The sequence below is a fragment of the Pseudomonas yamanorum genome (assembly GCF_900105735.1).
GTDB classification, from domain to species: Bacteria; Pseudomonadota; Gammaproteobacteria; order Pseudomonadales; family Pseudomonadaceae; genus Aquipseudomonas; species Aquipseudomonas yamanorum.
In genome coordinates this window covers 1,499,186-1,523,221 of record NZ_LT629793.1, presented here as the reverse complement: position 1 = coordinate 1,523,221, position 24,036 = coordinate 1,499,186, and the positions used below count along the sequence as shown (strand labels likewise).

26 protein-coding genes are annotated in these 24,036 nt (G+C 59.7%); 14 read left to right on the top strand and 12 right to left on the bottom strand.

Going from position 1 to position 24,036, the window contains the following annotated elements; translation table 11 throughout:
- Positions 1-21: 21 nt before the first annotated feature.
- Complete coding sequence (copI, locus tag BLU46_RS07455; RefSeq protein WP_093200319.1) at positions 22-546, top strand: copper-resistant cuproprotein CopI; 525 nt, start codon at positions 22-24, stop codon at positions 544-546.
- A 57-nt stretch (positions 547-603) separates the two neighbouring features.
- Positions 604-1,434, top strand: a complete 831-nt coding sequence (queF, locus tag BLU46_RS07450; RefSeq protein ID WP_093200316.1) for an NADPH-dependent 7-cyano-7-deazaguanine reductase QueF — start codon at positions 604-606, stop codon at positions 1,432-1,434.
- A gap of 126 nt (positions 1,435-1,560) precedes the next feature.
- Here the strand turns inward: queF and BLU46_RS07445 are convergent, their stop codons facing one another.
- Together BLU46_RS07445 and BLU46_RS07440 are read right to left on the bottom strand one after the other, a co-directional pair.
- Positions 1,561-1,827, bottom strand: coding sequence for a DUF4404 family protein (locus tag BLU46_RS07445; RefSeq protein ID WP_003218929.1), 267 nt, complete (start codon positions 1,825-1,827; stop codon positions 1,561-1,563).
- A 110-nt stretch (positions 1,828-1,937) separates the two neighbouring features.
- Entirely contained in the window at positions 1,938-2,549 is a 612-nt protein-coding gene (locus tag BLU46_RS07440; RefSeq protein WP_017477219.1) for a hypothetical protein, read from the bottom strand.
- A gap of 195 nt (positions 2,550-2,744) precedes the next feature.
- On the opposite strand from BLU46_RS07440, the gene BLU46_RS07435 reads away from it, so the two are divergent.
- From BLU46_RS07435 to rssC, 3 genes are all read left to right on the top strand, one after another.
- Positions 2,745-3,434, top strand: a complete 690-nt coding sequence (locus BLU46_RS07435) for an MlaA family lipoprotein (protein ID WP_026077922.1) — start codon at positions 2,745-2,747, stop codon at positions 3,432-3,434.
- Between the two features lie 346 nt (positions 3,435-3,780).
- On the top strand, positions 3,781-4,962 hold the full coding sequence (gene rssB / locus BLU46_RS07430; protein ID WP_017477221.1) for a two-component system response regulator RssB: 1,182 nt from the start codon (positions 3,781-3,783) through the stop codon (positions 4,960-4,962).
- Complete coding sequence (rssC, locus tag BLU46_RS07425; RefSeq protein ID WP_003218919.1) at positions 4,962-5,444, top strand: anti-sigma factor antagonist RssC; 483 nt, start codon at positions 4,962-4,964, stop codon at positions 5,442-5,444. Before rssB ends, rssC begins: the two co-directional genes overlap by 1 nt.
- A gap of 199 nt (positions 5,445-5,643) precedes the next feature.
- Here rssC and tal read toward each other — a convergent pair whose 3' ends face one another.
- From tal to BLU46_RS33040, 3 genes are all read right to left on the bottom strand, one after another.
- A complete protein-coding gene (gene tal, locus BLU46_RS07420) occupies positions 5,644-6,570 on the bottom strand; it encodes a transaldolase (RefSeq protein WP_063032233.1) in 927 nt (308 codons plus the stop codon).
- Positions 6,571-6,886: 316 nt separating this feature from the next.
- Complete coding sequence (dusA, locus tag BLU46_RS07415; protein WP_093200313.1) at positions 6,887-7,882, bottom strand: tRNA dihydrouridine(20/20a) synthase DusA; 996 nt, start codon at positions 7,880-7,882, stop codon at positions 6,887-6,889.
- Between the two features lie 106 nt (positions 7,883-7,988).
- Positions 7,989-8,126, bottom strand: a complete 138-nt coding sequence (locus tag BLU46_RS33040; RefSeq protein WP_167410166.1) for a hypothetical protein — start codon at positions 8,124-8,126, stop codon at positions 7,989-7,991.
- Between the two features lie 226 nt (positions 8,127-8,352).
- On the opposite strand from BLU46_RS33040, the gene BLU46_RS07410 reads away from it, so the two are divergent.
- Positions 8,353-8,574: a hypothetical protein gene (locus tag BLU46_RS07410; protein WP_017477276.1), complete on the top strand. Its 222-nt coding sequence runs from the start codon at positions 8,353-8,355 to the stop codon at positions 8,572-8,574.
- Positions 8,575-8,661: 87 nt separating this feature from the next.
- On the opposite strand, the gene BLU46_RS07405 is transcribed toward BLU46_RS07410, so the two are convergent.
- Entirely contained in the window at positions 8,662-9,849 is a 1,188-nt protein-coding gene (locus BLU46_RS07405; RefSeq protein ID WP_093200310.1) for an MFS transporter, read from the bottom strand.
- Positions 9,850-10,331: 482 nt separating this feature from the next.
- Between BLU46_RS07405 and mqo the strand changes: the two genes are divergently transcribed.
- Complete coding sequence (gene mqo / locus BLU46_RS07400) at positions 10,332-11,978, top strand: malate dehydrogenase (quinone) (RefSeq protein WP_063032212.1); 1,647 nt, start codon at positions 10,332-10,334, stop codon at positions 11,976-11,978.
- An 87-nt stretch (positions 11,979-12,065) separates the two neighbouring features.
- Here mqo and BLU46_RS07395 read toward each other — a convergent pair whose 3' ends face one another.
- Positions 12,066-12,719 carry an NADPH-dependent F420 reductase gene (locus BLU46_RS07395; RefSeq protein ID WP_093200307.1) on the bottom strand — a complete coding sequence of 218 codons (654 nt, stop codon included), beginning with the start codon at positions 12,717-12,719 and terminating at the stop codon, positions 12,066-12,068.
- 97 nt (positions 12,720-12,816) lie between these two features.
- Between BLU46_RS07395 and BLU46_RS07390 the strand changes: the two genes are divergently transcribed.
- Entirely contained in the window at positions 12,817-13,713 is an 897-nt protein-coding gene (locus BLU46_RS07390; RefSeq protein WP_172834527.1) for a LysR family transcriptional regulator, read from the top strand.
- Here the strand turns inward: BLU46_RS07390 and BLU46_RS07385 are convergent.
- Complete coding sequence (locus BLU46_RS07385; protein ID WP_093200302.1) at positions 13,710-14,558, bottom strand: LysR substrate-binding domain-containing protein; 849 nt, start codon at positions 14,556-14,558, stop codon at positions 13,710-13,712. The two genes, BLU46_RS07390 and BLU46_RS07385, sit on opposite strands and share 4 nt — an antisense overlap.
- A gap of 97 nt (positions 14,559-14,655) precedes the next feature.
- Between BLU46_RS07385 and BLU46_RS07380 the strand changes: the two genes are divergently transcribed.
- Positions 14,656-15,555 carry a DMT family transporter gene (locus BLU46_RS07380; protein ID WP_093200299.1) on the top strand — a complete coding sequence of 300 codons (900 nt, stop codon included), beginning with the start codon at positions 14,656-14,658 and terminating at the stop codon, positions 15,553-15,555.
- Between the two features lie 157 nt (positions 15,556-15,712).
- Positions 15,713-16,042, top strand: a complete 330-nt coding sequence (locus BLU46_RS07375) for a YXWGXW repeat-containing protein (protein WP_063032202.1) — start codon at positions 15,713-15,715, stop codon at positions 16,040-16,042.
- 15 nt (positions 16,043-16,057) lie between these two features.
- On the opposite strand, the gene BLU46_RS07370 is transcribed toward BLU46_RS07375, so the two are convergent.
- Positions 16,058-16,399 carry a hypothetical protein gene (locus BLU46_RS07370; protein WP_063034030.1) on the bottom strand — a complete coding sequence of 114 codons (342 nt, stop codon included), beginning with the start codon at positions 16,397-16,399 and terminating at the stop codon, positions 16,058-16,060.
- A 376-nt stretch (positions 16,400-16,775) separates the two neighbouring features.
- On the opposite strand from BLU46_RS07370, the gene BLU46_RS07365 reads away from it, so the two are divergent.
- Positions 16,776-17,168, top strand: coding sequence for a RidA family protein (locus BLU46_RS07365; protein WP_093200296.1), 393 nt, complete (start codon positions 16,776-16,778; stop codon positions 17,166-17,168).
- A gap of 1 nt (position 17,169) precedes the next feature.
- Here the strand turns inward: BLU46_RS07365 and ppnN are convergent, their stop codons facing one another.
- Entirely contained in the window at positions 17,170-18,543 is a 1,374-nt protein-coding gene (ppnN, locus tag BLU46_RS07360; protein ID WP_093200293.1) for a nucleotide 5'-monophosphate nucleosidase PpnN, read from the bottom strand.
- Positions 18,544-18,690: 147 nt separating this feature from the next.
- Complete coding sequence (locus BLU46_RS07355; RefSeq protein ID WP_017477294.1) at positions 18,691-19,515, bottom strand: aspartyl/asparaginyl beta-hydroxylase domain-containing protein; 825 nt, start codon at positions 19,513-19,515, stop codon at positions 18,691-18,693.
- Positions 19,516-19,899: 384 nt separating this feature from the next.
- Between BLU46_RS07355 and fabV the strand changes: the two genes are divergently transcribed.
- A complete protein-coding gene (fabV, locus tag BLU46_RS07350; protein WP_093200290.1) occupies positions 19,900-21,093 on the top strand; it encodes an enoyl-ACP reductase FabV in 1,194 nt (397 codons plus the stop codon).
- Between the two features lie 100 nt (positions 21,094-21,193).
- Entirely contained in the window at positions 21,194-21,817 is a 624-nt protein-coding gene (locus BLU46_RS07345; RefSeq protein ID WP_063032198.1) for an HAD family hydrolase, read from the top strand.
- Here the strand turns inward: BLU46_RS07345 and BLU46_RS07340 are convergent.
- A complete protein-coding gene (locus tag BLU46_RS07340) occupies positions 21,814-22,719 on the bottom strand; it encodes a LysR family transcriptional regulator (RefSeq protein ID WP_093200287.1) in 906 nt (301 codons plus the stop codon). The genes BLU46_RS07345 and BLU46_RS07340 overlap by 4 nt on opposite strands.
- A 103-nt stretch (positions 22,720-22,822) precedes the next feature.
- Here BLU46_RS07340 and BLU46_RS07335 point away from each other — a divergent pair, with 103 nt between their 5' ends.
- Positions 22,823-23,992, top strand: coding sequence for an aspartate aminotransferase family protein (locus BLU46_RS07335; RefSeq protein WP_093200284.1), 1,170 nt, complete (start codon positions 22,823-22,825; stop codon positions 23,990-23,992).
- The last annotated feature ends 44 nt before the right edge of the window (positions 23,993-24,036 follow it).

The following is a 24,036-nucleotide window of genomic DNA, read 5'->3' as shown; positions in this document are numbered from 1 at the left end:
CCGAACCTTTGGAGTGTGACCATGTTTTTGCGTAAATCCTGGCTGTTGACGGGCTGCCTTATGGCGCTGAGTTTTCCGGTACTGGCATCTCCGGCTGAAACCTTCGCTTTCGGTGAGGCTGCACCCGCTGCCAAGGCCACGCGCACCGTGGAAGTGGTACTGCAGGACATTTCCTTTTCGCCCAAGGCCATCGATGTAAAAGCCGGTGAGACTGTGCGCTTCGTATTGATCAATAAAGGCCAGTTGCTCCACGAGTTCAACCTCGGTGACGCTGCGATGCACGCCGCGCATCAGCAAGAAATGCTCAAGATGCAGGCCAGCGGCATGCTGACGGCTACCGGCATGGGCAAAATGGACCACAGTGCGATGGGCCACGGCGACATGGCCGGCATGAAACACGACGACCCCAACAGTGTGTTGGTAGAGCCGGGCAAGACCGCCGAACTGACCTGGACCTTCACCAAGGCCACCGGCCTGGAGTTTGCCTGCAACATCCCCGGCCACTATCAGGCGGGCATGGTGGGCAAGCTGACGGTCAGCCAGTAAGCAACTGGGATGCAAAGGCGGGTAGAATAGGCGCGTTTATTTAGCCAGGTTTCCGCCATGCATCCCGCAGCCGAACATTCGCCGCTGGGCAAGTCCAGTGAATACATCTCCACCTACACCCCGTCGTTGCTGTTCCCGATTCCCCGCGCCGCCAAGTGGGCCGAGCTTGGCCTGAGCGCCGAGACCTTGCCGTATAAAGGCGTGGATTTCTGGAACTGCTTCGAACTGTCCTGGCTCCTGCCCTCCGGCAAGCCCGTGGTGGCCATCGGTGAGTTCAGCATCCCGGCCGACTCGCCGAACATCATTGAGTCGAAGTCGTTCAAGCTGTACCTCAACTCGCTGAACCAGACTGCGTTTGTCGATGTGCAGAGCCTTGAGGCCACCTTGCGCACCGACCTGAGTGCCGCTGCCGGCAAGCCGGTTGGCGTGCGTATCCGCAGCCTGGGCGAGGTTGAAGCCGAAGGCGTGGTCGCGTTGCCGGGTGTGTGCATTGATGACCTGGACATTACCGTCAGCAACTATGAGCACCCGCGTCCGGAGCTGCTGCGTTGCGACGATTCGCGCGTGGTGGAGGAGAGCGTCCACAGCCATCTGCTCAAGTCCAACTGCCCGGTGACCAGCCAGCCTGACTGGGGCAGTGTGGCGGTGGAGTACCGCGGCGCGGCGCTGGATCACGCCAGCCTGCTGGAATACCTGGTGAGCTTCCGCCAGCACTCGGACTTCCATGAACAGTGCGTGGAGCGGATCTTTCTCGATCTGCAACGCTTGCTCAAGCCGGAAAAGCTGACGGTGTATGCGCGGTATGTGCGGCGTGGCGGGCTGGATATCAACCCGTATCGCAGTACTGAAGAGCAGCAGTTCCAGAACCTGCGTCTGGCTCGACAGTAGCCTTCACACAAAATAAATGTGGGAGCGGGCTTGCTCGCGAAAGCGGTGTATCAGCCAGCCTATTTATCAGCTGACGGACCGCATTCGCGAGCAAGCCCGCTCCCACATTTGAGAGGTGTCGGGCTGTTAAATCCCGATGTTACCCAGGGTCACCACAATATTGCGCAAGGTCCCGGCAATGCCCGGGTGGTCCAGTTCGAAGCGTTCTACCGCCAGGTTCACACCGTCGGCGATACTTGGGTCCTGAATAGCACCTTCCAGCGGCTCCTGAACTTCCAGTTCAGCGATCAATGTTTGCAGCTCTTCGCGCTTTTCGAGGGGCATTTCTGGATTCTGATCCAATTGCTCGCGCAAAATTTTGACCTGTTCTTGCAGTTGTTCGCGGGCAGGCATGGCGTTCTTCCTTTTATCGATAGGCACTGGCATAGACCGCGGCACGCCGGGAAAGGTCTATGGGCTGACCTGTAGATTAATCCACTGGCGCCGACTGTGCATGATCTCGATCAGGGCTTCTCGCCCTTGAGCTGGCGCAGACTGATGTCGGCCAGGCAGGTGTGCAGTTCGCCAAGGTGGTCAATCACCGAATGCACGCCCAGGCCATAGAGCGCGACGGTGGCTTTGGCGCGTTTATGCTCGCGCTCCTTCTCGGTAAGTGCTTGCCATTGCTCCGGGGACAGCCCGCACAGTGAGCCGCAAGACGCCAAGCCGATGGTCCACAGCCCGGCGTTGAGCCCCGATTGCAGCAGGCGGGGTTCGCCGCTGACCAGGACGCAGCCTTCCAGGCGTTCGATATTCAGTTCCATCAAGGCCTGCCAGCAGGCGTGGGGTGCCGGCCAGCGGGTGGAGGAGGGCTTGGTGGCCTTGATCCAGCGGGGTAGCCCGGCGGCCAGGGGCTTGGAAACGGACGCCGGCAGCTCATCCAGCCATGCACAAGGCACGCCCTGTTCTTCGAGGCTGCGCAGAATCTTCAGGGCGCCGACAGTGGCATGGGTGTCGCTTGAAGGCGCGGAATCGGCGCGGGCCTGGGAACCAAAGTCCACCAGGCAGCCACTAAGCCCGAACAGTACGGCCGTCAGGGACGGGGCGCTGGCAGTAACAATTTCGGCGTGTGGCATTTCGACGTCCCTGAAATAGCAGTGACGCTATCGAACGCGGATGACAAGCAAGTTACATCTGCGGCATTTGTAGGAATTTTGTGCATTTGCTGAATGACATTTCTGCAAGGCTGCCTAATCTGGCACTTCCGGCATATACTGACGGCCTCATTCAGGGCATAGCGCCCATGACAGACCATTCAAGGAGTTCAAGCTATGCGCTGGAGCCAATGTCTAGCTCAGCTATCGGTATGTGCGAGTATTTTGCTGGTGCCTTTCGTGGCCCAGGCGGCCTCGGAAGACGATCCATGGGAAAGCGTCAACCGTCCTATCTTCACCTTCAACGATACCGTTGACACCTACGCCCTCAAGCCATTGGCCCAAGGCTATCAGTTCGTGACCCCGCAGTTCGTGCAGGACGGGATCCACAACTTCTTCCGCAACATCGGTGACGTCGGCAACTTCGCCAACGACGTGTTGCAGCTCAAGCCTCATGCCGCCGGCGTCGACACTGCCCGCTTGCTGATGAACACCACGTTTGGCGTGCTGGGCTTCGTTGATGTGGGCACCAAAATGGGGCTGCAACGCAACGACGAAGACTTCGGCCAGACTCTCGGCCACTGGGGCGTCGGCAGCGGCCCTTACGTGATGCTGCCACTGCTGGGCCCAAGCACCCTGCGTGACGCACCGTCCAAGTATGTGGACAGCTACACCCAGCCGTACCGCTACATGAACGATATCGGCTGGCGCAACAGCACCTTCGGCCTGAATATCGTCGATACACGTGCCAGCTTGCTGTCCTCCGAGAAGCTGATCAGCGGCGACAAATACACCTTCATCCGTAACGCTTACCTGCAGAACCGTGAGTTCAAGGTCAAGGATGGCAAGGTTGTAGACGATTTTTAAGCTTCTGGCTTAAATGAAGAAGGCGGCCCTCGGGTCGCCTTTTTCGTGGGCAGGATTTGAGGTTTATCCGTGGGTTACGTCCTTACTTTAAGTCGCGGTTTTATACGTTCTTATAACTACCGGTGATTTGCGATGTAAAGACGCCCGGCGACCATCGCCATGAGCTTGAAACCCCTGGCGGATGGGAGTACCGTCTGCGCCTTAGAAGGGCACCTCTGCTTTACCTTTGTGCATGGGCAATATCCCGGCACTTTGTAGGACAGAGAGGCTAGAAAGCGAATCCAGTAGTACGCCCGGCCATTGTCGAGCTGCCTACGCCAACCTAATTCTGGCGCCGTTTGCCCACATGCAGAAAACCAGTGCCACGCTGCTGATAATCGATGACGACGAAGTAGTGCGCGCGAGTCTCGCGGCCTATTTGGAAGACAGTGGCTTCAGCGTCCTGCAGGCCAGCAACGGCCTCCAGGGTCTCCAGGTATTCGAGCGCGACAAGCCCGACCTTGTGATCTGCGACCTGCGCATGCCGCAAGTGGGCGGCCTCGAGCTGATCCGCCAGGTGACAGACCTGTCCCCGCAGACGCCGGTGATTGTCGTGTCCGGTGCCGGTGTGATGAATGATGCGGTCGAGGCCTTGCGCCTGGGCGCCGCCGACTACCTGATCAAGCCCCTGGAAGATTTGGCCGTACTGGAGCACTCGGTGCGCCGTGCCCTGGATCGTGCACGGTTGCTGCTGGAAAACCAGCGTTACCGTGAAAAGCTCGAAACCGCCAACCGCGAACTCGAAGCCAGCCTGAACCTGCTCCAGGAAGACCAGAACGCCGGTCGCCAGGTGCAGATGAACATGCTGCCGGTGAGCCCGTGGAGCATCGACGAGTTCAAGTTTGCCCACCAGATCATCCCGTCGCTGTACCTGTCGGGTGATTTCGTCGACTACTTCCGCGTTGATGAGCGGCGTGTCGCGTTCTACCTGGCCGACGTTTCCGGCCACGGCGCCTCCTCGGCATTCGTGACCGTGTTGTTGAAGTTCATGACCACACGGCTGTTGTTCGAATCCAAGCGCAATGGCACCTTGCCGGAGTTCACCCCTTCGCAAGTGCTGGGCCACATCAACCGGGGCCTGATCAGCTGCAAGCTGGGCAAGCACGTGACGATGGTCGGCGGCGTGATTGATGAAGAAACAGGTCTGTTGACCTACAGCATTGGCGGTCACCTGCCATTGCCGGTTTTATACACTCCAGACAGTGTGCGCTACCTGGAAGGGCGTGGTTTGCCAGTGGGCTTGTTCAATGAAGCCACCTACGAAGACCACATCCTGGAGCTGCCGCCGACCTTCAGCCTGACGCTGATGTCCGACGGTATCCTGGACCTTTTGCCAGAGCCTACACTCAAAGAGAAAGAAGCCGCCTTACCCCAACGGGTCAGGTCGGCGGGCGGCAGCCTGGATGGCCTGCGGCAGGTTTTTGGATTGGCCACGCTAGGGGAGATGCCGGATGATATCGCCCTATTGGTGTTGAGCAGGAATCTTTGATGAGTACCGGAAGAATCCAATTCGCCGAGCAAGACGGGACGTTTGTCCTGAAGTTTGTCGGTGAAGTGCGCCTGACCTTGTGTTCGGCGCTGGATGCGACGATTGAGCGGATCTTCACAGCCTTGAATTTCTCGGCGATCGTGATTGATCTGACCGAAACCCGCAGCATCGATAGCACCACCCTTGGGCTGTTGGCCAAGTTGTCCATTCTGTCTCGGCAGAAGGTCGGACTGCTGCCGACCGTCGTCACCACCCACGAAGACATCACCCGTCTGTTGCAGTCCATGGGCTTCGATCAAGTGTTCAACATCGTTGACCGCCCGATCCCGTGCCCGGAATGCCTGACCGACCTGCCATCCCAGGACCAGTCCGAGGAAGTGGTACGGGTCAAGGTGCTGGAAGCCCACAAGATCCTGATGGGCTTGAACGACTCCAACCGCGAGGCGTTCCACGACCTGGTGAATGCGCTGGAGCGGCACTAATTTCCAGATGAAACACTGTCAAAGTGTGGGAGGGGGCTTGCTCCCGAAAGCGGCGGGTCAGTAGTGAATGTAGCGACTGACGGCCTGTATTCGGGAGCAAGCCCCCTCCCACATTTTTAACTGAGTTCGGCTCGAAATCGGCTAATACAAAAAAAGGGCGGCACCCTCACAGGTGCCGCCCTTTTTGTCGCCGCCGTTTTTAGAGCTTGGCGGCCAACAGCGCTTCGAGTTTTTCCTGGTCGCGGGCGAACTGACGAATGCCCTCGGCCAGTTTCTCGGTAGCCATCGCATCTTCGTTGGATTCCCAACGGAACTGCGCTTCGGTCAGGTGCACACGCGCCTCACCGGCATGGCCTGGCGCCAACTTGCGCTCGAGCTTGCCATTGTCGGCAGCCAGTTTTTCCAGCAAGTCCGGGCTGATGGTCAGGCGGTCGCAACCGGCCAGCTCTTCGATCTGGCTCAGGTTACGGAAGCTCGCACCCATTACCACAGTCTTGTAGCCATTGGCCTTGTAGTAGTTGTAGATGCGCGTCACCGACTGCACGCCCGGATCGTCGGAACCGGTGTAGTCGTTGCCGTTGGCCTTCTTGTACCAGTCGTAGATCCGGCCCACGAATGGCGAAATCAGGAACACACCGGCTTCAGCGCAAGCCACGGCCTGGGCGAAGGAGAACAGCAGCGTCAGGTTGGTCTGGATGCCTTCCTTTTCCAGCTGCTCGGCAGCGCGGATGCCTTCCCAGGTGGAAGCGATCTTGATCAGCACGCGGTCGCGGCCAACGCCGGCCTTGTCGTACAGGTCGATCAGACGATGCGCGCGCTTGAGTACGGCGTCAGTGTCGAACGACAGGCGGGCATCCACCTCGGTGGAAATGCGGCCGGGTACCACTTTCAGGATTTCCTGGCCGACGGCTACCGCAAAACGGTCGCTCGCCAGGCCTACGTCGCCGTTGCAGTCGGCAACAGCCTCGTCCAGCAGCTTGGCATAGCCTGGGATCGACGCGGCCTTGAGCAGCAGGGAAGGGTTAGTAGTGGCATCTTGCGGCTTGAGCTTGGCGAGGGTAGAAAAATCGCCGGTATCGGCTACTACAGTGGTGAATTGCTTGAGTTGTTCCAGCTTGGAAGTCATGGGCGTGCTCTGTCCTGTGGGTCTGATGACATTACCCGAGCGCTGACAGCCGCTCAAGGGCGCAAATGCATTCGATCGTTTGCGAGGGCAACAACCTGAAAACAGCCGTTTGAATCACCGGCCAATGCTCAATAGGAGGCCAAAACAGCCGGCAGGTTCAACCCAACTGCCCGATGACCACCCGATCAAACGGTGAGAGCAGCCTTCCCTCTGCAGCCACCCCCCATCTTCCTGACATCCCCCCATCCAAATGTGGGAGCGGGCTTGCTCGCGAAGGCGTAGTGTCAGCCACCCAATAAACCCACTGACACCCAAATCACCGCCCCTCCAGCAACTCCCCGGCCTTATCCAGCAACGCCAACGGATCACTGGCCTTATGAATATCCACCGACAACAACTGCCGAAACTTCCGCGCCCCCGGAAAACCCGTCCCCAGCCCCAGCACGTGGCGCGTGATGTGATGCATCGATCCACCGGTCGCCAAGTGTTCGGCTATATAAGGACGCAACTGCGCCAGCGCCTCGGCGCGGGAGATCGCAGGTGCCGTGCTGCCAAACAGCTGCTGATCCACCTCGGCCAGCAAATACGGATTGTGATAAGCCTCGCGGCCCAGCATCACGCCGTCGAAGGTCTGTAGATGTTCCTGGCACTGTTCGAGCGTCTTGATTCCGCCGTTGAGGATGATCTCCAGTTCAGGGAAATCTTGCTTCAACTGGGCGGCGACGTCGTAGCGCAGTGGCGGGATGTCCCGATTTTCCTTCGGTGACAGCCCTTCCAGAATGGCGATTCGTGCATGCACGGTGAAACTGGTGCAGCCCGCGTCTTTCACCTGGCCGACGAAATCGCACAGCTCGGCATAGCTGTCCCGGCCGTTGATGCCGATGCGGTGCTTAACCGTTACCGGGATCGAGACGGCGTCCTGCATCGCCTTTACACAATCCGCCACCAACGCAGGGTGGGCCATCAGGATCGCGCCGATCATGTTGTTTTGCACCCGGTCGCTTGGGCAGCCGACATTGAGGTTCACTTCGTCGTAACCGGCGTCCTGGGCCATGCGCGCGCAGGCGGCCAGGTCGGCGGGGACGCTACCGCCCAACTGCAGGGCGAGTGGGTGCTCGGCCTCGTTATGTCGCAGGAAGCGTTCGTGGTCGCCGTGGAGGATTGCGCCGGTGGTGACCATCTCGGTGTAGAGGAGGGCGTTTTTGGAGAGAAGGCGCAGGAAGTACCTGCAGTGCCTGTCAGTCCAATCCATCATCGGAGCAACAGAGAAGCGACGGGAAAGCGATGGCGTTGGTGCTATAGGTGAGGACATTAGGATCTGAAATGGATAAGGCGAAGGGCCGACAGTTTAACAGCAATGGTCCTGGTCCCGTGGTGGTCAGTGCCAGAGCTTCAGCCACCCTGGCACGGTTTTCAGCTTATTTCTTCTTTTTGTCGGGCGCTTGCGTCAGCGCTGAAGCCGCCACCGACTTCACATCCGGCGGAGTGGTTGGATCCGCCAGCAGCTTGGCTGCTTTTGAAGCGACGCTTTCACTGGTTTTTTCGTCTTTAGCCATTACTTGAGCTTCCCTCTACGTAGACCGCCGGTTCATCTGAATTGATAACTGGTCGGCTTTAATATGTAGGGGCTAGCTGGTGATATCGCCAATCAGAATATGTGCCGGGATAATTCGTCGCCAAAACGACATCAACCTGAACCGATCCTGTCCCTCGGCAAAGTTTCATAATTCCCACCGGCATTGAGGCCTACGCTCAGTCCATAAGCCCAAAGGGAACTGAAAAATGATCTCCAATCTCGTCAAAGTCGTGATGGTCGCCGGCACGTTGCTGTTGGCCGCTTGTTCGACGGGTTCGTCGGACGTGAGTAGCGACCCGTGTTTTTCAGGGGGATGCCAGGCCTTTGGGGACCATAGCCCCAGCAAGGCCGCCAAGATGAATTTTGGGGGCAACGCGCTGGGGAGCAGTTACGGGGAGTATGGTTCGGGGTTGATGCATGATGACTGAGTGAGTGGGTGGGGCAGTCATTTACTTGGTGACTGACCCACCGCTTTCGCGAGCAAGCCCGCTCCCACATTGGATCGTGGGTGGGCTTTAGTGACCGCCTTTCATACGTCGGGCGATCAGGTAGATGCCCAAGCCCACCAGCGCCGTGGCAGCGCCAATGTAGCCCGTGCTAGTCCAACCATACCCGGCTGTAATCGCCATCCCGCCAAACCACGGCCCCAGCGCATTCGCCAGGTTGAACGCCGCGTGGTTGGACGCCGCCGCCAGGCTCGGTGCCTCATGCGCAATGTCCATCAAGCGGATTTGCAGTGGCGCGGCCATGGCGATCATGGTGCCGACCAGGCCGATGCCCAGCAGTACGCCCCACAGCGAACTCGCGGCGAAGGTGAAGAAGATCAGCACGGCCATCGACCACACCATAATCCAGCCCACGGCGCGAAATTGCAGGCGATCAAACAGTTTGCCGCCGGCGATGTTGCCGATGATGCCGCCTACGCCAAACGCGGCCAGACCGAAGGGGATCCACTGCGGCGAGACTTTGGTCACTTCGAGCATGGTCGGCGCCAGGTAGCTGAACACGCAAAACATCCCGGCAAAACCAATAGCACCAATGGACAGCGCCATCCACACCTGCGGTTTGGTGAAGGCACGCAGTTCTTTGCGCGGGTCGCTGCGGGGTTCGTCGCGGCGGTCCGGTACGAATTGCCAGACCAGCGCGATGGTGCACAGGGCGATGGCGCTGACCAGTGCGAACGCCGAGCGCCAGCCCAGGTGTTGACCGAGGAAGGTGGCGATGGGGTTGCCGAGCAGCATGGCCAGGGTCAGGCCCATCATCACCCGCGCGACGGCGCCGGCACGTTTGTCGTTGGGCACCATGCTGGAGGCGACCACGGCGGCGATGCCGAAGTAGGCGCCGTGGGGCAGGCCGCTGATAAAGCGGAAGGCCACCAGCGAGCCGAAGGTTGGGGTAAACGCGGTGGCCAGGTTGCCGAGGGCATACAGCCCCATCAGCAGCAGGAGCATGTGTTTGCGCAGCAACTTGGCGCCGAGGATGGCCAGCAGCGGCGCGCCGACCATCACGCCCAACGCATAGGCGCTGATGGCATGGCCCACTTGCGGCTCGCTGAGGTTGAGGTTGTGGGCGATGTCGGGCATCAGGCCCATGATGGCAAATTCGCCGGTGCCGATAGCGAACGCGCCCACGGCCATGGCAGCTTCCATTTTGGCGGCGCTGCGCGCGGGCAACACGTGCCCGGGTGTTTGGTGGATAGACATGGATCGCTCTGTTTGGATGGATGACACGGTGGAGAGCCGCCGATGCTACGCAAGCAGCGACGAAGGTGTCTAGAACAGCCTTTTTCGGCAGAGTTCCATCCCTGTGACCCCACGTCGCGCCTGCCGAGCTTGACACTGGGACGTTAAAACCCGCGATTTAGAGCTGTCAATTGGCCAAACAGCGCATACCGGCGGTTTGCCGTGATATTCTGCGCGCCGTCTTGGTCTAGTCTTTCTCCGGTGCGTACACCCGTATACGTCCCGGCGGTTGGCTGTCGCCCAGGTAGCTGAAGCCAATAATGATAAGAAGTCAGCGCAGAAGGGACATAAAAGTGAGGTCGATACGTCGGCCTTGTGTGCCCACCCTGCGGTCCCCGAATGAATGTGCAAACCCCGCGGTGCGTTGCCTGGCGCAGCGTGATTGAGGGTTGCCCATGATCAGGGGCGGTGGGGCGGATGGCGTTTTATCATAGGTGCTACTGATGTTTAAAAAAGTAAACACTGCCCTGCTGGGGCTGGCTTTGTCGATGGGGATCACTTCCGTTCACGCGGAAGAGGCAAAGAAAGTCGATGTGCTGCTGATCGGCGGCGGCATCATGAGTGCAACCCTGGGTGTGTGGCTCAATGAGCTGCAACCGGATTGGTCGATGGAGATGGTCGAGCGCCTTGATGGCGTGGCCGAAGAAAGCTCCAACGGCTGGAACAACGCCGGTACCGGTCACTCGGCTTTGGCTGAGCTGAACTACACCCCGGAAGACAAGAACGGCAACGTTGAAATCCCGAAAGCGGTCGAGATCAACGAAGCGTTCCAGATCTCCCGTCAGTTCTGGTCCTGGCAGGTTCAGCAGGGCGTCCTGAAGAACCCGCGTTCGTTCATCAACTCCACTCCGCACATGAGCTTCGTGTGGGGCGATGACAACATCAAGTTCCTGAAGAAGCGTTACGAAGCGCTGCAAGCGAGCCCGCTGTTCGCCGGCATGCAGTACTCCGAAGACCCTGCGCAAATTGCCAAATGGGTTCCGCTGATGATGGAAGGGCGTGACCCGAATCAGAAAATCGCGGCCACCTGGACCCCGATCGGTACGGACGTGAACTTCGGCGAGATCACCCGCCAGTTCGTCGCTCACCTGCAAACTACGCCGAAGTTCGACCTGAAACTGTCGAGCGAAGTGCAGGACATCACCAAGAACGCCGACGGTTCGTGGCGCGTCAGCTACAAGAACCTGAAAGACGGCACCAAGACTGAAACCGACGCCAAGTTCGTGTTTATCGGCGCGGGCGGCGGTGCACTGCACCTGCTGCAGAAGTCGGGCATTCCTGAAGCCAAGGAATACGCGGGCTTCCCTGTTGGCGGTTCGTTCCTGGTAACCGATAACCCAACGATTGCCGAGCAGCACCTGGCCAAGGCCTACGGTAAAGCTTCGGTTGGCGCACCGCCGATGTCGGTTCCGCACCTGGACACCCGCGTGCTGGATGGCAAGCGCGTGATTCTGTTTGGCCCATTCGCGACTTTCTCGACCAAGTTCCTGAAAGAAGGCTCGTACCTGGACCTGCTGACCAGCACCACCACCCACAACATCTGGCCAATGACCAAAGTCGGTATCCGCGAATACCCACTGGTCGAGTACCTCGCCGGCCAACTGATGCTGTCGGATGACGACCGCTTCAAGGCGCTGCAAGAGTACTTCCCGAACGCCAAGAAAGAAGACTGGCGCCTGTGGCAAGCCGGTCAGCGTGTGCAGATCATCAAGCGTGACGAAGAGCAGGGCGGCGTCCTGAAACTCGGTACCGAAGTGGTCAGCTCGGCTGACAACACCATTGCAGGCCTGTTGGGTGCATCGCCAGGCGCGTCTACCGCGGCTCCGATCATGCTGACCGTGCTGCAGAAAGTGTTCAAGGAACAGGTTGCTTCCCCGGCCTGGCAGGAAAAGCTGCACCAGATCGTGCCTAGCTACGGCACCAAGCTGAACGACAGCCCGGAAGCTGTGGCTAAAGAATGGGCCTACACCGCCAACATTCTGCAGCTGACGCCTCCGCCAGCGATTCCGCAACTGACTGCTCCAAAAGCCACCGAGGCTGCCAAGCCTGCGGCTGAGCCGAGCAAGCCAGCTTCTGACATCGCGCTGTAAGACGTTGGCGAGGTCCTGATTCAGGATCAACCCGATGTAAAAAAAGCCCGCTGAACCGGTAACGGTCAGCGGGCTTTTTTGCAGGGGTTACCAGCGCGCGGGCAACTCGACCTGGCGCTCTGCAGCCGCCAACGCTGCCTTCAGTCCTTCTTTATCCAGAGGTATGCAGTACGCCGGCTTGGCGCGTTCAAACCGCCAGCTCTCATCCAGTCCGCCGGCATCTACGGCGTCGAAGCCGATCTCGTCCAGCAGGGCGATGACTTGCGCCTTGGCCGCCGGGTCATCCGCTGCGACCGGGAGCGCACGCCGGTCCGGCGCACCGCGGGTGCGGGCGTCCTGAGTCAGGTCCGGCGCCAGGATGGCATTGAACACTTTCACTACACTCGACTGCGACAGGTGCTCAGCCACCAATCGGCTGGTGGTGGTTTCAAAACGGTCGAGCACGGGAATATGGCCGTCGCGATTCGGGTAGTAGTTGTTGGCATCCATCACGGTTTTGCCTTCCAGCCACTGCGCCGGCACGCTGCGGTAGTGCTCGAACGGAATGGCCAGCAGCACTGATTCGCCAAATTGCGCCGCCTCTTGCGCGGTGCCCACTTGAACCCCGCGAATGCCGCTCAGCACGCTGCTCATGGACTGCGGGCCACGGGAGTTGCTCAACATCACTTCATGGCCGGCGGCCAACGCCAATTGCGCAACAGCGCGTCCGATAAAGCCTGCTCCGATGATGCCAATTTTCATGTCGGTGCTCCTTCGTTGAAAGAGCCGTTATGATGATTGGCTACTGGATGGGGATAAATGCCCGTTCGGGTCTGGGTGTTGTTACTGGGAGTGGTGAATGATGGATCGCCTTTCAAGCATGAGTGCCTTTGTGATGGCTGCCGAGCTGGGGTCCTACGCCCGGGCCGCCGAGCGCCTGGAAATGTCGCCGCAGATGGTGGCCAAGCATGTGGCGGCCCTGGAGCAGCGGCTGGGCGCGCGTTTGCTCAACCGCACCACACGCCGGCAAAGCCTGACGGAACTGGGAAGCGCGTACTACGAACGTTGCAAACATATCCTGACGGAAGCAGAGGCGGCGGACTCCCTCGCGCAGATCATGAACGACACGCCACGGGGCAAGCTCAAGGTCAGCGCTCCCGTGACCTTTGGCTCCTACAGCCTGATGCCACTGGTAACCGAATTTTTACGGGACAACCCCGAGGTGGAAATCGACCTGCACCTGACCGACCGGTTTGTCGACCTGGTAGAGGAGGGCTACGAGGTGGCGTTTCGCATCGGCCCGCTGGCGAACAGCAGTCTTACCGCCAGGCCGCTGCAGCCCTACCGCCTGGTGGTCTGCGCGTCCCCGGAATACCTGGCCGAGCGAGGCACGCCAGTGACGCCCGCAGACCTTGAACACCACGAGTGCCTGGGATACGCCTACTGGTCACGCCCGGCTGATCGCGAATGGTCGTTCTACCAAGGCGCTGTCTTGCACAAGGCCCAGGTCGCCAGCCGCCTGCATGTGAATGAAAGTCGGGCGTTGATGACTGCGGCGCTGGATGGTTTTGGGATTGTCCTGGGGCCAGAAGATTTTTTACGCTCGGCCCTGAAGCGTGGCGAACTGGTGCGCTTGCTGCCAGAGTTTGAAGCGCCAAGCCGGCAGATGCATCTGCTCTACACGGCAAACCGCCAGCGCACCGCCAAGCTGCGGCGATTTGTCGATGCGGTGCTGCTGCGTTTCGGCCCGCCCTAGACGCTGAAGCCGGCTTTGACCTGCTCATACAGGTGCAGTGCCAACAGGTTGCTGCTGTCGCACAGCAAATACAGATGATGCATCGGCAACGGCGGCAATTCGGCCCCGGCAATCACCCGCGTCAATCCCTTGCCCATCCGGCTCTCTTCCACCAAGCCCACCGCCATCCCGCTGCGGATGCAGGCTTCAACGGCCGGCGAACTCGCGCTTTCCAGCAGCACCCGATAGTAAGTGCCGTGCTCTTTCAGGGCCCGAATCGCTGCGGCGCGATAGGGGCAACCTGAGAGTTGCACGGCAATCGGCAGGGGCGCCTGCGGTGGATAGCTGAAGTGTTCGGCGGCGACCCACAGCGGCTGGATTTCCCCCAGGCGCTCGCCTTGCTCCAAGGGCTGCGCGCTGACAATCAGGGCCAGGTCTAACTGCTTGCTGCTGAACAATGTCAGCAGTTCGCCACTCGAGCGCGCTTCTACTTCCAGCTCCAACAGTGGGTTGTCGGCGACCAGGCGGGGCAGAAATTCCTGCATGAAGTCCGGGGCATATGAATCAGGTAGACCCAGGCGGATTTTGCCCTGCATGCGTTGCGGCGTGAGCGAGGCCAGCAAGCGGTCGTGGCTCTTGAGAAACTCGGTGGTTTCGCCCAGAAGTTTCCTGCCGTACATGGTCAGCTCAACCCCTTGGTTGCTGCGGTTGAACAGGCGTTGGCCGACCTGATCTTCGAGCTTTTTGATTTGCGTGGTCACCGTCGAAGCACTGCGGTGCACGTGATTGGCCGCTTCGTTGAATCGCTGAAAGCGGGCAACAGCGTGGAAGGTACGCAGTAGATCGATGTTCAGTTGTTTGCTCATGATTCCACTTTTCAGGATTAGTGGTGCAGCTTATTCAAATATACAGAATCATGCGCGGCCCTTAGCCTTTTGGTCAATCAAGCGAACCGGAGGCTCAATGAAACGATCGACCTTAGGGCTGCTGCTGTTACAGATGGTGTTCGTCCTGTCCTGGAGTTCGGGCTTTATCGGCGCGAAATTGGCGAGCCAGAGTGACGGCATTTTCAATGTGCTGTTCTGGCGTTTTTTACTGGTGTCGTTGTGCCTGGCGCTGTTTTTGAACGTGCGGCTGCTGAAAATTTCCTGGGCGCAGATCCGCCATCATGTGGTGATTGGTTTCCTCTCGCAGTTTCTGTATTTGACCTGTGTCTACGTGGCGATCCAGAACGGCTTGCCGCCGGGGATAGCGGCGATCATCGCGGCATTGCAGCCGTTGATGACGGCAGCGCTGTCATCGGGCAGCGTGGTCGAGCGCAGTGGTGGCTGGCAATGGCTGGGGTTGATGATCGGTTTTACCGGCGTGTCGATTGTGATCGCGGGTCAGTACCGCAACAGCGGGGTCGAAGTCGGGTTGGTCATGTATTTACTGCCCCTGGTGTCGGCGCTCGGTCTGACCTTGGCCACGCTGTACGAACGCCGGTCGGCCCAGACTCAGTCCGGTGACCTCGGCCTGGCGCTGTTTATTCAGTCATTGCTGACCTTGATCGGATTTGCGGCGGCAGTGCTTTACACCGATACGCTGAGCATTCCCCGGGCTCCCGATGTGTGGGTCTCCATCATTTGGCTGACGGTGTTTTCAACCTTCATGGCGTACCTGAGTTTGTGGATGTTGCTGCGGGTCATGACAGCCACCCATGTGGCGGCCCTGGTGTACCTGGAGCCACCGGTGACACTGGTGTGGGCTGCTCTCATGTTTGGCGATGTGATTTATGCATCGACGTATATAGGAATCGCCGTGGTGGCGGCGGGGCTGATTTTGGTGCGTTTGAAGCAACCGGCCGCGGCGTGTACATCCTGAAAAGGTCAGTTTTTCTTTACCTGCCGTCCACCCGTGGGTTCAGCAAGCTGACAGTTGGCACCTGTTAAAAAGTCTTATAGCCAAGCAGGAGCGCGGCTGGAACAAGGGGGCATTTTTTCTGGTGTAAACGCTGGGCGGTGACGCCCGAGGATTCTGTATGTTGTTACGTTATGCGGCATTGGCGGCTCTGGTCGTCGCGGCTTCCGGGTGCGTAGAGGAGCGGGTCGTGCATGATCGACGACCGGTGCAGCGTGAATATGTAGAAGTCGTCGCGCCGCAACCGCCGCCGGTGCAGGTCATTGAGGTCGAGCCGGAAGGGCGGCCAGGTTACCTGTGGTCGCGTGGCTACTGGCGTTGGGAAGGTGGGCGTTATGTGGCAGTGCATGGTCACTGGGAGCCGGAGCGCCCGGGTTATCGCTATGTGCATCCGCACTGGGTACAGCGCAATGACGGCTATCACTGGCAAGGCGGCGGTTGGGTTCGCTGACCGATTTCCAATGGCTTAAATCGGCTTCTTTGTACCCAGAAGCCGAACTTCCCTGAGCAGCGCCGCGCCCAACTGGCCGGTGCCAAGCTCCTTGTAACCTACAGCTTTAACATCGCCATTCTCTTCCGCCTGGATGAGGATCACTGGTGTTTCCTTGCCGGTGCCTTCGTCGACATGCATGGCGTACTGCGGGATATCCAGCTTGATCGGCGTGCCTGCCGCCTTGCCCTTCACATTGATCAGAAACGCCGCACAACCGGTGTCCACATCCTGACTGGTAGCGGAACGCCCGCTGACGAAGCAGGTGTCGGGCAGGTCGGGCCAGGTGATGGCTTCGGCGAGGGCGAGGGAGGGCATCAGCGTCAGGAAAAGTAGCGGAAGTTTGCGCACTTTGGTTCTTCCAGATTTGGGTCAGTCGTCATGCATATGACGTGGATAGGCCAAAGGTTACGCGAACCGTGAAAGAGAGTTCCAGCCAGCCAGGAGGATTTTGATGCCTGCTTGGCGCAGGCGTGTGTCATTTGATCAATGCTGATCGGTTTGTCGAGGCAACGAATCAGACCTTATCAGCGCTTGAACGCTGACTGTTGTGGGTTGAGGCTCAGGTTTGTTGTTCATTGACCAGGTTCCTTGGGCAAACTTTTGGATGCGCTGAGTAGCGCCAGGCGGTAAAAAGATAGCCCAACCGCTTTCTTCCCGGCATCGAATACTGCTGCTCAAAGAGATACAACATATGACCGACCGCCACCTCATCATCCCTACCTCCATGCACCCCATCGTCGAACGCGCCGGCTACGTCCCGGCGGTAAAAGTCGGCAAGACCTTGTACTGCGCTGGCCAGGTCGGCCGCACGGAAAACCTGGAAGTCATCACCGACCCCGAGGCGCAGTTCATCGCAGCCTGGGAGAGCCTGCGGCTGGTATTGGAGGAGTGTGGGTGCACCTTCGAAGACGTGGTCGACATGACTACCTACCACGTGAACCTGAGTGAACACATGGCGGTTTTCCGTGAGGTGAAAAACCGCGTGTTCCCCCGAGGGTTGTGCGCCTGGACGGTCATTGGCGTATCAGAACTGGCCAATCCAGGCTTGCTGCTGGAGATCAAGTGCGTAGCGGTTCAGCGCTGACTCACTGCACCACGCGGTAGCACGGCACGTAGGCGGCGCCGCCTGGCAGTTTCATCCGGTGCTGCTCCACAAACGCCTTCAGCAACTCGTCCAGCGGCTTCATGATCGCCGGGTCGCCATGGATCTCATACGGCCCGTTCTGCTCGATCAGGCGGATGCCCTTGTCCTTGACGTTGCCCGCCACAATCCCCGAGAACGCTCGGCGCAGATTGGCCGCCAGTTCATGGGGCGGCAGGGCGTGGCTCAGTTGCAGGCTGGCCATGTTGGCATGGGTCGGATCGAACGGGCGCTGGAAGCCTTCGTCGATCTTCAGCAGCCAGTTGAAGTGGAACGCGTCGTTGCGCTCACGGCGGAACTGTTTGACCGCTTTCAAGCCGACGGTCATCTGCCGTGCTACTTCAGCCGGGTCGTCGATGATGATCTGGTAGTGGGCTTGGGCCGCTTCGCCGAGGGTTGCGCCGACAAACGCGTGCAGCTGTTGCAGGTACGGCGCGGCGTGTTTCGGCCCGGTGAGGATCACCGGAAACGGCACGTCGTGGTTGTCCGGGTGCATCAGGATGCCCAGCAGGTACAGGAACTCCTCGGCAGTGCCGGCGCCGCCCGGGAAGATGATGATGCCGTGGCCGACGCGCACGAAGGCTTCCAGGCGCTTTTCGATGTCCGGCAAAATCACCAGCTCATTGACGATCGGGTTCGGCGCCTCGGCGGCGATGATCCCGGGCTCGGTCAGGCCCAGGTAGCGCCCGCCGGTAATGCGTTGCTTGGCGTGGGAAATGGTCGCGCCCTTCATCGGGCCTTTCATCACGCCGGGGCCGCATCCGGTGCACACGTCGAGGCTGCGCAGGCCGAGTTCGTGGCCGACTTTCTTGGTGTATTTGTATTCTTCGGTATTGATCGAGTGCCCGCCCCAGCACACCACGATCTTCGGCTCGACGCCCGGGCGCAGGGTGCGGGCGTTGCGCAGCAGGTGGAACACGTAGTCGGTGATGCCCTGGGAACTGCTCAGGTCGATGCGCTGGCTGTCCAGTTCGTTTTCGGTGTAGACGATGTCACGCAGGGCGCTGAACAGCATTTCCCGGGTGCTGGCGATCATTTCGCCATCGACGAAGGCGTCGGCCGGGGCGTTCAGCAGTTCCAGGCGCACGCCACGGTCCTGCTGGTGGATGCGCACTTCGAAATCTTTATAGGCGTCGAGGATGGTCTTGGCGTTGTCGATGTGCGCGCCGGTGTTGAGAATGGCCAGGGCGCATTGACGGAAGAGGGTGTAGATGCTGCCGGTACCGGCTTCGCTCAGTTGCTGGACTTCACGTTGCGACAGCGTTTCAAGGCTGCCTTTAGGGCTTACGGAGGCATTGATGACTTGTCTTTGGGGCATTCTGATTCCCTGAAAGCACGGCCACCGGACCATGCATGGCCAGTGGCTTGAGGATAGTGCGCGCCGTTTTCGGTCGCATTGGACTGGCATTTTCCCCGGCACTGGAGCCGAGCGCAAACACCGTCGCGCACCATCATGCCGCAGAAGTTACTGAATCAGCTTCCAGTTTTTGTAGAAAAACCGCCGCAAGGTAAAGACCGCTCCGGCAAAGCCCGCGATCAGGCCGTTGAGCAACGACGGCACCAGGGTTGGCCGCACGATATCGATGAACAGGCAGTAGCGCTTGGCGTCGTTCTTGTTGAAGGAGGCGTGCATCAGCGTGTCGTCAAAGATAAACAGCGGGTCATCGTGCCAGTAGTGCTTGTGCTTGCCGACCTGGATATAGACGCCGTCGTGATGGGGCGCCGGTGCCATGTTGTAGAGCACGCGGAACATCATGCGCAGCGGGCCGAAGTGAAACGAGGTGGAACGGTTTTCGTTGAACACCGACACGCCGATGGTTTTCACGTAGGGCAGTTTTTCCCGCAGTTGCGGGATATCCAGGGTGGTCTCGATCGGGCGGCCGTACCATTGGAAAAACAGCATGCCGCGTTTTTTCTCGGCCATGCGCTCATCCAGGTACTGGATGATCTCGTCTTTGTTGGCCATGGCGTCGTCGATCACCTTTTGCAGGTCTTCGCGCCAGGCCGGCGGCAGGTCGTTCATTTTATAAACGTGCCGATTACGCTGGCTCAACAAATCGAACAGCGTGTTGAACGGTGCCAGCAGCCAGGTATTGCGCCCGTTGCCGATGAAATACTTCTTGATGGTCGCGCTGTCATACAGGCCATTGCGCAGGAAGTCATACAGTCCACAGAACACCACCAGCAGCAGAAACACCAGTGTGGTCTTCGGGAAGCAATAAATGAACAGCAATACGCCAAGGACCCAAGCGGCGGATGCCAGGCGTTTGCGGATGACACTCTTACTCATGAAACTGGGCTCCATCGGACGGTTTTCGATTGCTTCAAAACCGTCCGCGATTGACTGGCAGGCCAGGCAAAGGCGTCAGTCAACCCGTGGGCATCATGCCCGAGCCGAAACATATCGAAATAATATGGTCATGATAGGGTGTTATCGCCCTCACGTGGCGTTTTAAATGCTGGAAATTTGTGAAGTCGCAGCACAGATTTTTACCGTTGTCCCCCTAAAATGCCTCGGCGGATGGTCAGGTCGGCGGTGTTGCGGATAGCATTTTGTGAACAGAAGATTTGCGACTATCGTGACGCTTCGGTTTTCCGGGCGTCATAGACCGGTACGATTGACGCTGTAATGGCCACCATTGGCCTTCGGCACCTTGGAAGAGGCAGAAATTTTATGATCATCAAACCGCGGGTTCGTGGCTTTATCTGTGTGACCGCTCACCCGGTTGGCTGTGAAGCGAATGTCAAAGAGCAGATCGACTACGTGACCGAACACGGTGCCATTGAAGGCGGCCCGAAAAAGGTGCTGGTCCTCGGGGCTTCCACCGGCTACGGCTTGGCTGCGCGCATCAGCGCTGCCTTTGGCTGCGGCGCCGACACCCTGGGCGTGTTTTTTGAGAAAGAAGGCGAAGAAGGCAAGCTCAGCTCTGCCGGCTGGTACAACAGCGCCGCCTTCGAGAAGTTTGCGCTGGAAAAAGGCCTGTACGCCAAGAGCATCAACGGCGATGCGTTCTCCGACGAGATCAAGCGCCTGACCATCGAAACCATCAAGAAAGACCTGGGCAAGATCGACCTGGTGGTCTACAGCCTGGCCGCGCCACGCCGTACCGACCCGCAAGGCGTGGTGCACACCTCCACCCTGAAGCCGATCGGCAAGGCCGTGACCCTGCGCGGTATCAATACCGACAAGGGCATCGTGGTCGACACCACCCTTGAGCCGGCTACCCAGGAAGAAATCGACGGCACCGTGAAAGTCATGGGCGGCGAAGACTGGCAGCTGTGGATCGACGCCCTGCGTGACGCCGACGTGTTGGCCGAAGGCGCCAAGACCACTGCGTTCACCTACCTTGGCGAGAAGCTGACCCAGGATATCTACTGGAACGGCTCCATCGGCGAAGCCAAGAAGGACCTCGACAAGAAAGTCCTGACCCTGCGCGAAAACCTGGCGGCACTGAAGGGCGATGCCCGTGTGTCGGTACTCAAGGCCGTAGTGACCCAGGCCAGCTCGGCGATCCCGATCATGCCGCTGTACCTGTCGCTGCTGTTTAAAGTGATGAAAGAGCAGGGTACCCACGAAGGTTGCATCGAGCAGGTCTACGGCCTGTTCAAGGACAGCCTGTATGGCAAAGAGCCCAAGCTCGACGCCGACGGCCGCCTGCGTGCGGACCTCGCGGAACTTGAGCCGAAGGTTCAGGACGCGGTAGCGGCCCTGTGGAATCAGGTCTCTGACGACAACGTCAACGAGATCAGCGATTTTGCCGGCTACAAGGCGGAGTTCCTGCGCCTGTTCGGTTTCGAGATCGACGGCGTGGACTACGACGCTGACGTCAATCCGACCGTGAAGATCAAGGGCCTGGTTCAGGCTTAAGCGCTTGCGGTAACGAAGAAGCGGCCTCCAGGGGCCGCTTTTTTGTGCGCGTCATGCCAGACTGCGGCCGTTATCACACCCACGCTAACGGAGGATCTACATGACGATTCGTGCAGTCGTTTTTGATTTCGGCGGTGTCCTGTTCGACTGGAACCCGCACCATCTCTACCGCCAGCTGATTGCCGACGACCATGAGCGCCAGCAGTTCCTGGACACGGTCTGCACCCAGGCCTGGAACACCGAGCAGGACGCCGGGCGCAGCCTGGCCGAGGCGACCCGCACGCTGATTGCCGAGCATCCACAGCACGAACCCTTGATCCAGGCGTACTACGACCGCTGGCACGAGATGCTGCGGGGCGCATTGCCGGAGGGTGTGGCGATCCTCGAAGCCTTGCATGAGGCGAAGATGCCGCTGTTCGGCCTGACCAACTGGTCCGCCGAAACCTTTCCCTATGCCCGGGCCAACTACCCGTTCCTGCAATATTTTCGCGACATCGTGGTGTCCGGCGAAATCAAACTGATCAAGCCCGATCCCGCGATCTACCACGCCAGCCTGGCTCAGGTGCGCGCCCATCTGCCGGATATCCAGCCGGGTGAAGTGGTGTTTATTGACGACGTAGCCGGCAATATCGAGGCGGCCATTGCGCTTGGTTGGCAAGGGGTTCACCACGTATCTGCCGCGCAGACCCGTGAGCGCTTGATCGAACTGGGGGTGAGCCTCTAGCGCGCCCATTTCTCCATGACGAAATCCACAAAGGCCCGCAGCTTGGGCAGGCGATAGCGGTCCTGGGCGTAGAGCAAGTGCATTGGTCGGCTGGGCAGTTGGTAGTCCGTCAGTAATGCCACCAGTTTCCCGGCCCGCAAGTCTGGCTCGACCAGGGCGTCAGGCAACATCACGATGCCCATGCCTTCCAGGGCAGCCTGGCGCAAGGCCTGCGAACTGTTGATGGTCAATGAGCCGGAAACCGGAATTTCCACTTCGCCCTCTGCGCCGCGCATTCGCCACAACTTGTCGGCGTTGCGCCAATCGTCGGTCGACGGGTAAGCGAATGCCAGGCAGTCATGTTGTTGCAGATCATCGGGGCGTTGAGGTGTGCCACGGCGCGCCAGGTACTCCGCAGAGGCGCAGAGGGTGATGGTGTAATCCTGCATGGGGCGGGCAATCAGGCTTGGAGCGTCCAGCTCGCCCAAGCGGATGGCCACGTCGAAGCCGCTGTCGACCATGTCCATCCGCTGGTTGCTCAGCACCACGTACAGCTTGATCTGTGGGTAGCGCCGGGAAAATTCGCTGAGCGCCGGTGCCAGGCGTTCGGTGCCAAAGGCCGGGGGGGCGGTGATCCGCAGCAGGCCCTTGGGCACGTCACTGTTGGCTTGTTCGGCCATCTGCTCGGAGTCGGCCACCAGGCCCAGCACCTCCAGGCACCGCTGGTAATAAATCCCGCCAAACTCGGTCAGGCTTTGCTTGCGGGTGGTGCGCTTGAGCAGGCTGACCCCCAGGCGTTGCTCCAGGGCGCGCAGGTGATTGCCGACCATGGTGGTGGACATGCCGCACACCTGCGCCGCCGCCGTCATGCTGCCGGCTTCCACCACTTTCACGTACACCGTCATCGCCTGGAACAGATCCATTATCAAGCCCTGATTTAAAGTGATCGCAGTGTTGCGCAGTTTATCCAGCTCAGGTGGCTAACGATACTGGTGCCATCACTACGATGCACTGGAGCCTGATGCCATGACCGCCGCCTGCCTGATGACCACTTATCAACCGTCGCCCCTGAGCTTTACCCGTGGCCTTGGCACGCGCCTGTGGGACCAGCAGGGCCGTGAATACCTGGACGCGGTGGCCGGTGTGGCGGTGACCAACGTCGGTCATTCCCACCCACGGCTGGTGGCGGCCATCAGTGAGCAGGCGGGTTTGCTGCTGCACACCTCCAACCTCTACAGCATCGACTGGCAGCAGCGGCTGGCCCGACGGCTGACCCACCTTTCCGGTCTGGACCAGGCGTTCTTCAACAACTCCGGTGCCGAAGCCAACGAGACGGCACTGAAACTGGCCCGGCTGCATGGCTGGAAAAAGGGCATCGAACAGCCGCTGGTGGTGGTGATGGAGAATGCCTTTCACGGGCGCACCCTGGGCACCATGTCCGCCAGCGACGGGCCTTCCGTGCGGCTAGGGTTTCAACAGTTGCCGGGGGATTTTATCAAGGTTGGCTTTGGGGACTTGAAGGCCTTGGAAGCCGTGACCCAGAAGTTTGGTGCGCGGATTGTGGCGGTGCTGCTGGAGCCGATCCAGGGCGAAAGCGGTGTGCAGGTCGCGCCGCCGGGTTATCTGAAAGCCTTGCGCGAGCACTGCACCCGGCAAGGCTGGTTGTTGATGCTTGATGAGATCCAGACCGGGATCGGCCGCACGGGTCGCTGGTTTGCTTTCCAGCATGAAGGCATCTTGCCGGACGTGATGACTTTGGCCAAAGGCCTGGGCAACGGCGTGCCGATTGGCGCGTGCCTGGCGCGGGCCTCCGTTGCGCAGCTGTTCACCCCCGGCAGCCACGGCAGCACCTTTGGCGGCAACCCGCTGGCCTGTCGCGTCGGGTGTACGGTGCTGGAAATCATTGAAGAGCAAGGCTTGCTGGACAATGCGGCGCAACAGGGCGAGCGGCTGCTGGCGCGCCTGCGGGTGGAATTGAGTGAGCATCCCCAGGTGCTGGCGATTCGCGGGCAAGGGCTGATGATCGGCATCGAGCTGGCAAGCCCGCATCGCGACCTGGCCCTGCGTGCGGCGCAAGAGCATGGCCTGCTGATCAACGTCACGCGGGGCAAGATCATTCGCCTGCTGCCGCCGCTGACCCTCGATGCCAAGGAAGTGGAAATGATCGTGCGCGCACTTTCCCGGTTGCTGGACTAGACATGGATGAGGCTGACGCGGAGCGTCACTGGCTGCATTCCCAC

Bases quoted from the DNA above. Each gene is read 5' to 3' on its own strand.
- BLU46_RS07390 (WP_172834527.1), top strand. From the start codon at position 12,817: ATGATGGATCGCCTTTCAAGCATGAGTGCCTTTGTGATGGCTGCCGAG.
- BLU46_RS07355 (WP_017477294.1), bottom strand. From the start codon at position 19,515: ATGAGTAAGAGTGTCATCCGCAAACGCCTGGCATCCGCCGCTTGGGTC.
- BLU46_RS07340 (WP_093200287.1), bottom strand. From the start codon at position 22,719: ATGGATCTGTTCCAGGCGATGACGGTGTACGTGAAAGTGGTGGAAGCC.
- BLU46_RS07445 (WP_003218929.1), bottom strand. From the start codon at position 1,827: ATGCCTGCCCGCGAACAACTGCAAGAACAGGTCAAAATTTTGCGCGAG.
- BLU46_RS07335 (WP_093200284.1), top strand. From the start codon at position 22,823: ATGACCGCCGCCTGCCTGATGACCACTTATCAACCGTCGCCCCTGAGC.
- mqo (WP_063032212.1), top strand. From the start codon at position 10,332: ATGTTTAAAAAAGTAAACACTGCCCTGCTGGGGCTGGCTTTGTCGATG.
- BLU46_RS33040 (WP_167410166.1), bottom strand. From the start codon at position 8,126: ATGGCTAAAGACGAAAAAACCAGTGAAAGCGTCGCTTCAAAAGCAGCC.
- BLU46_RS07410 (WP_017477276.1), top strand. From the start codon at position 8,353: ATGATCTCCAATCTCGTCAAAGTCGTGATGGTCGCCGGCACGTTGCTG.
- queF (WP_093200316.1), top strand. From the start codon at position 604: ATGCATCCCGCAGCCGAACATTCGCCGCTGGGCAAGTCCAGTGAATAC.
- rssB (WP_017477221.1), top strand. From the start codon at position 3,781: ATGCAGAAAACCAGTGCCACGCTGCTGATAATCGATGACGACGAAGTA.
- tal (WP_063032233.1), bottom strand. From the start codon at position 6,570: ATGACTTCCAAGCTGGAACAACTCAAGCAATTCACCACTGTAGTAGCC.
- copI (WP_093200319.1), top strand. From the start codon at position 22: ATGTTTTTGCGTAAATCCTGGCTGTTGACGGGCTGCCTTATGGCGCTG.
- BLU46_RS07370 (WP_063034030.1), bottom strand. From the start codon at position 16,399: ATGCCCTCCCTCGCCCTCGCCGAAGCCATCACCTGGCCCGACCTGCCC.
- BLU46_RS07365 (WP_093200296.1), top strand. From the start codon at position 16,776: ATGACCGACCGCCACCTCATCATCCCTACCTCCATGCACCCCATCGTC.
- BLU46_RS07380 (WP_093200299.1), top strand. From the start codon at position 14,656: ATGAAACGATCGACCTTAGGGCTGCTGCTGTTACAGATGGTGTTCGTC.
- BLU46_RS07385 (WP_093200302.1), bottom strand. From the start codon at position 14,558: ATGAGCAAACAACTGAACATCGATCTACTGCGTACCTTCCACGCTGTT.
- BLU46_RS07440 (WP_017477219.1), bottom strand. From the start codon at position 2,549: ATGCCACACGCCGAAATTGTTACTGCCAGCGCCCCGTCCCTGACGGCC.
- BLU46_RS07375 (WP_063032202.1), top strand. From the start codon at position 15,713: ATGTTGTTACGTTATGCGGCATTGGCGGCTCTGGTCGTCGCGGCTTCC.
- fabV (WP_093200290.1), top strand. From the start codon at position 19,900: ATGATCATCAAACCGCGGGTTCGTGGCTTTATCTGTGTGACCGCTCAC.
- BLU46_RS07345 (WP_063032198.1), top strand. From the start codon at position 21,194: ATGACGATTCGTGCAGTCGTTTTTGATTTCGGCGGTGTCCTGTTCGAC.
- BLU46_RS07395 (WP_093200307.1), bottom strand. From the start codon at position 12,719: ATGAAAATTGGCATCATCGGAGCAGGCTTTATCGGACGCGCTGTTGCG.
- BLU46_RS07405 (WP_093200310.1), bottom strand. From the start codon at position 9,849: ATGTCTATCCACCAAACACCCGGGCACGTGTTGCCCGCGCGCAGCGCC.
- ppnN (WP_093200293.1), bottom strand. From the start codon at position 18,543: ATGCCCCAAAGACAAGTCATCAATGCCTCCGTAAGCCCTAAAGGCAGC.
- rssC (WP_003218919.1), top strand. From the start codon at position 4,962: ATGAGTACCGGAAGAATCCAATTCGCCGAGCAAGACGGGACGTTTGTC.
- BLU46_RS07435 (WP_026077922.1), top strand. From the start codon at position 2,745: ATGCGCTGGAGCCAATGTCTAGCTCAGCTATCGGTATGTGCGAGTATT.
- dusA (WP_093200313.1), bottom strand. From the start codon at position 7,882: ATGTCCTCACCTATAGCACCAACGCCATCGCTTTCCCGTCGCTTCTCT.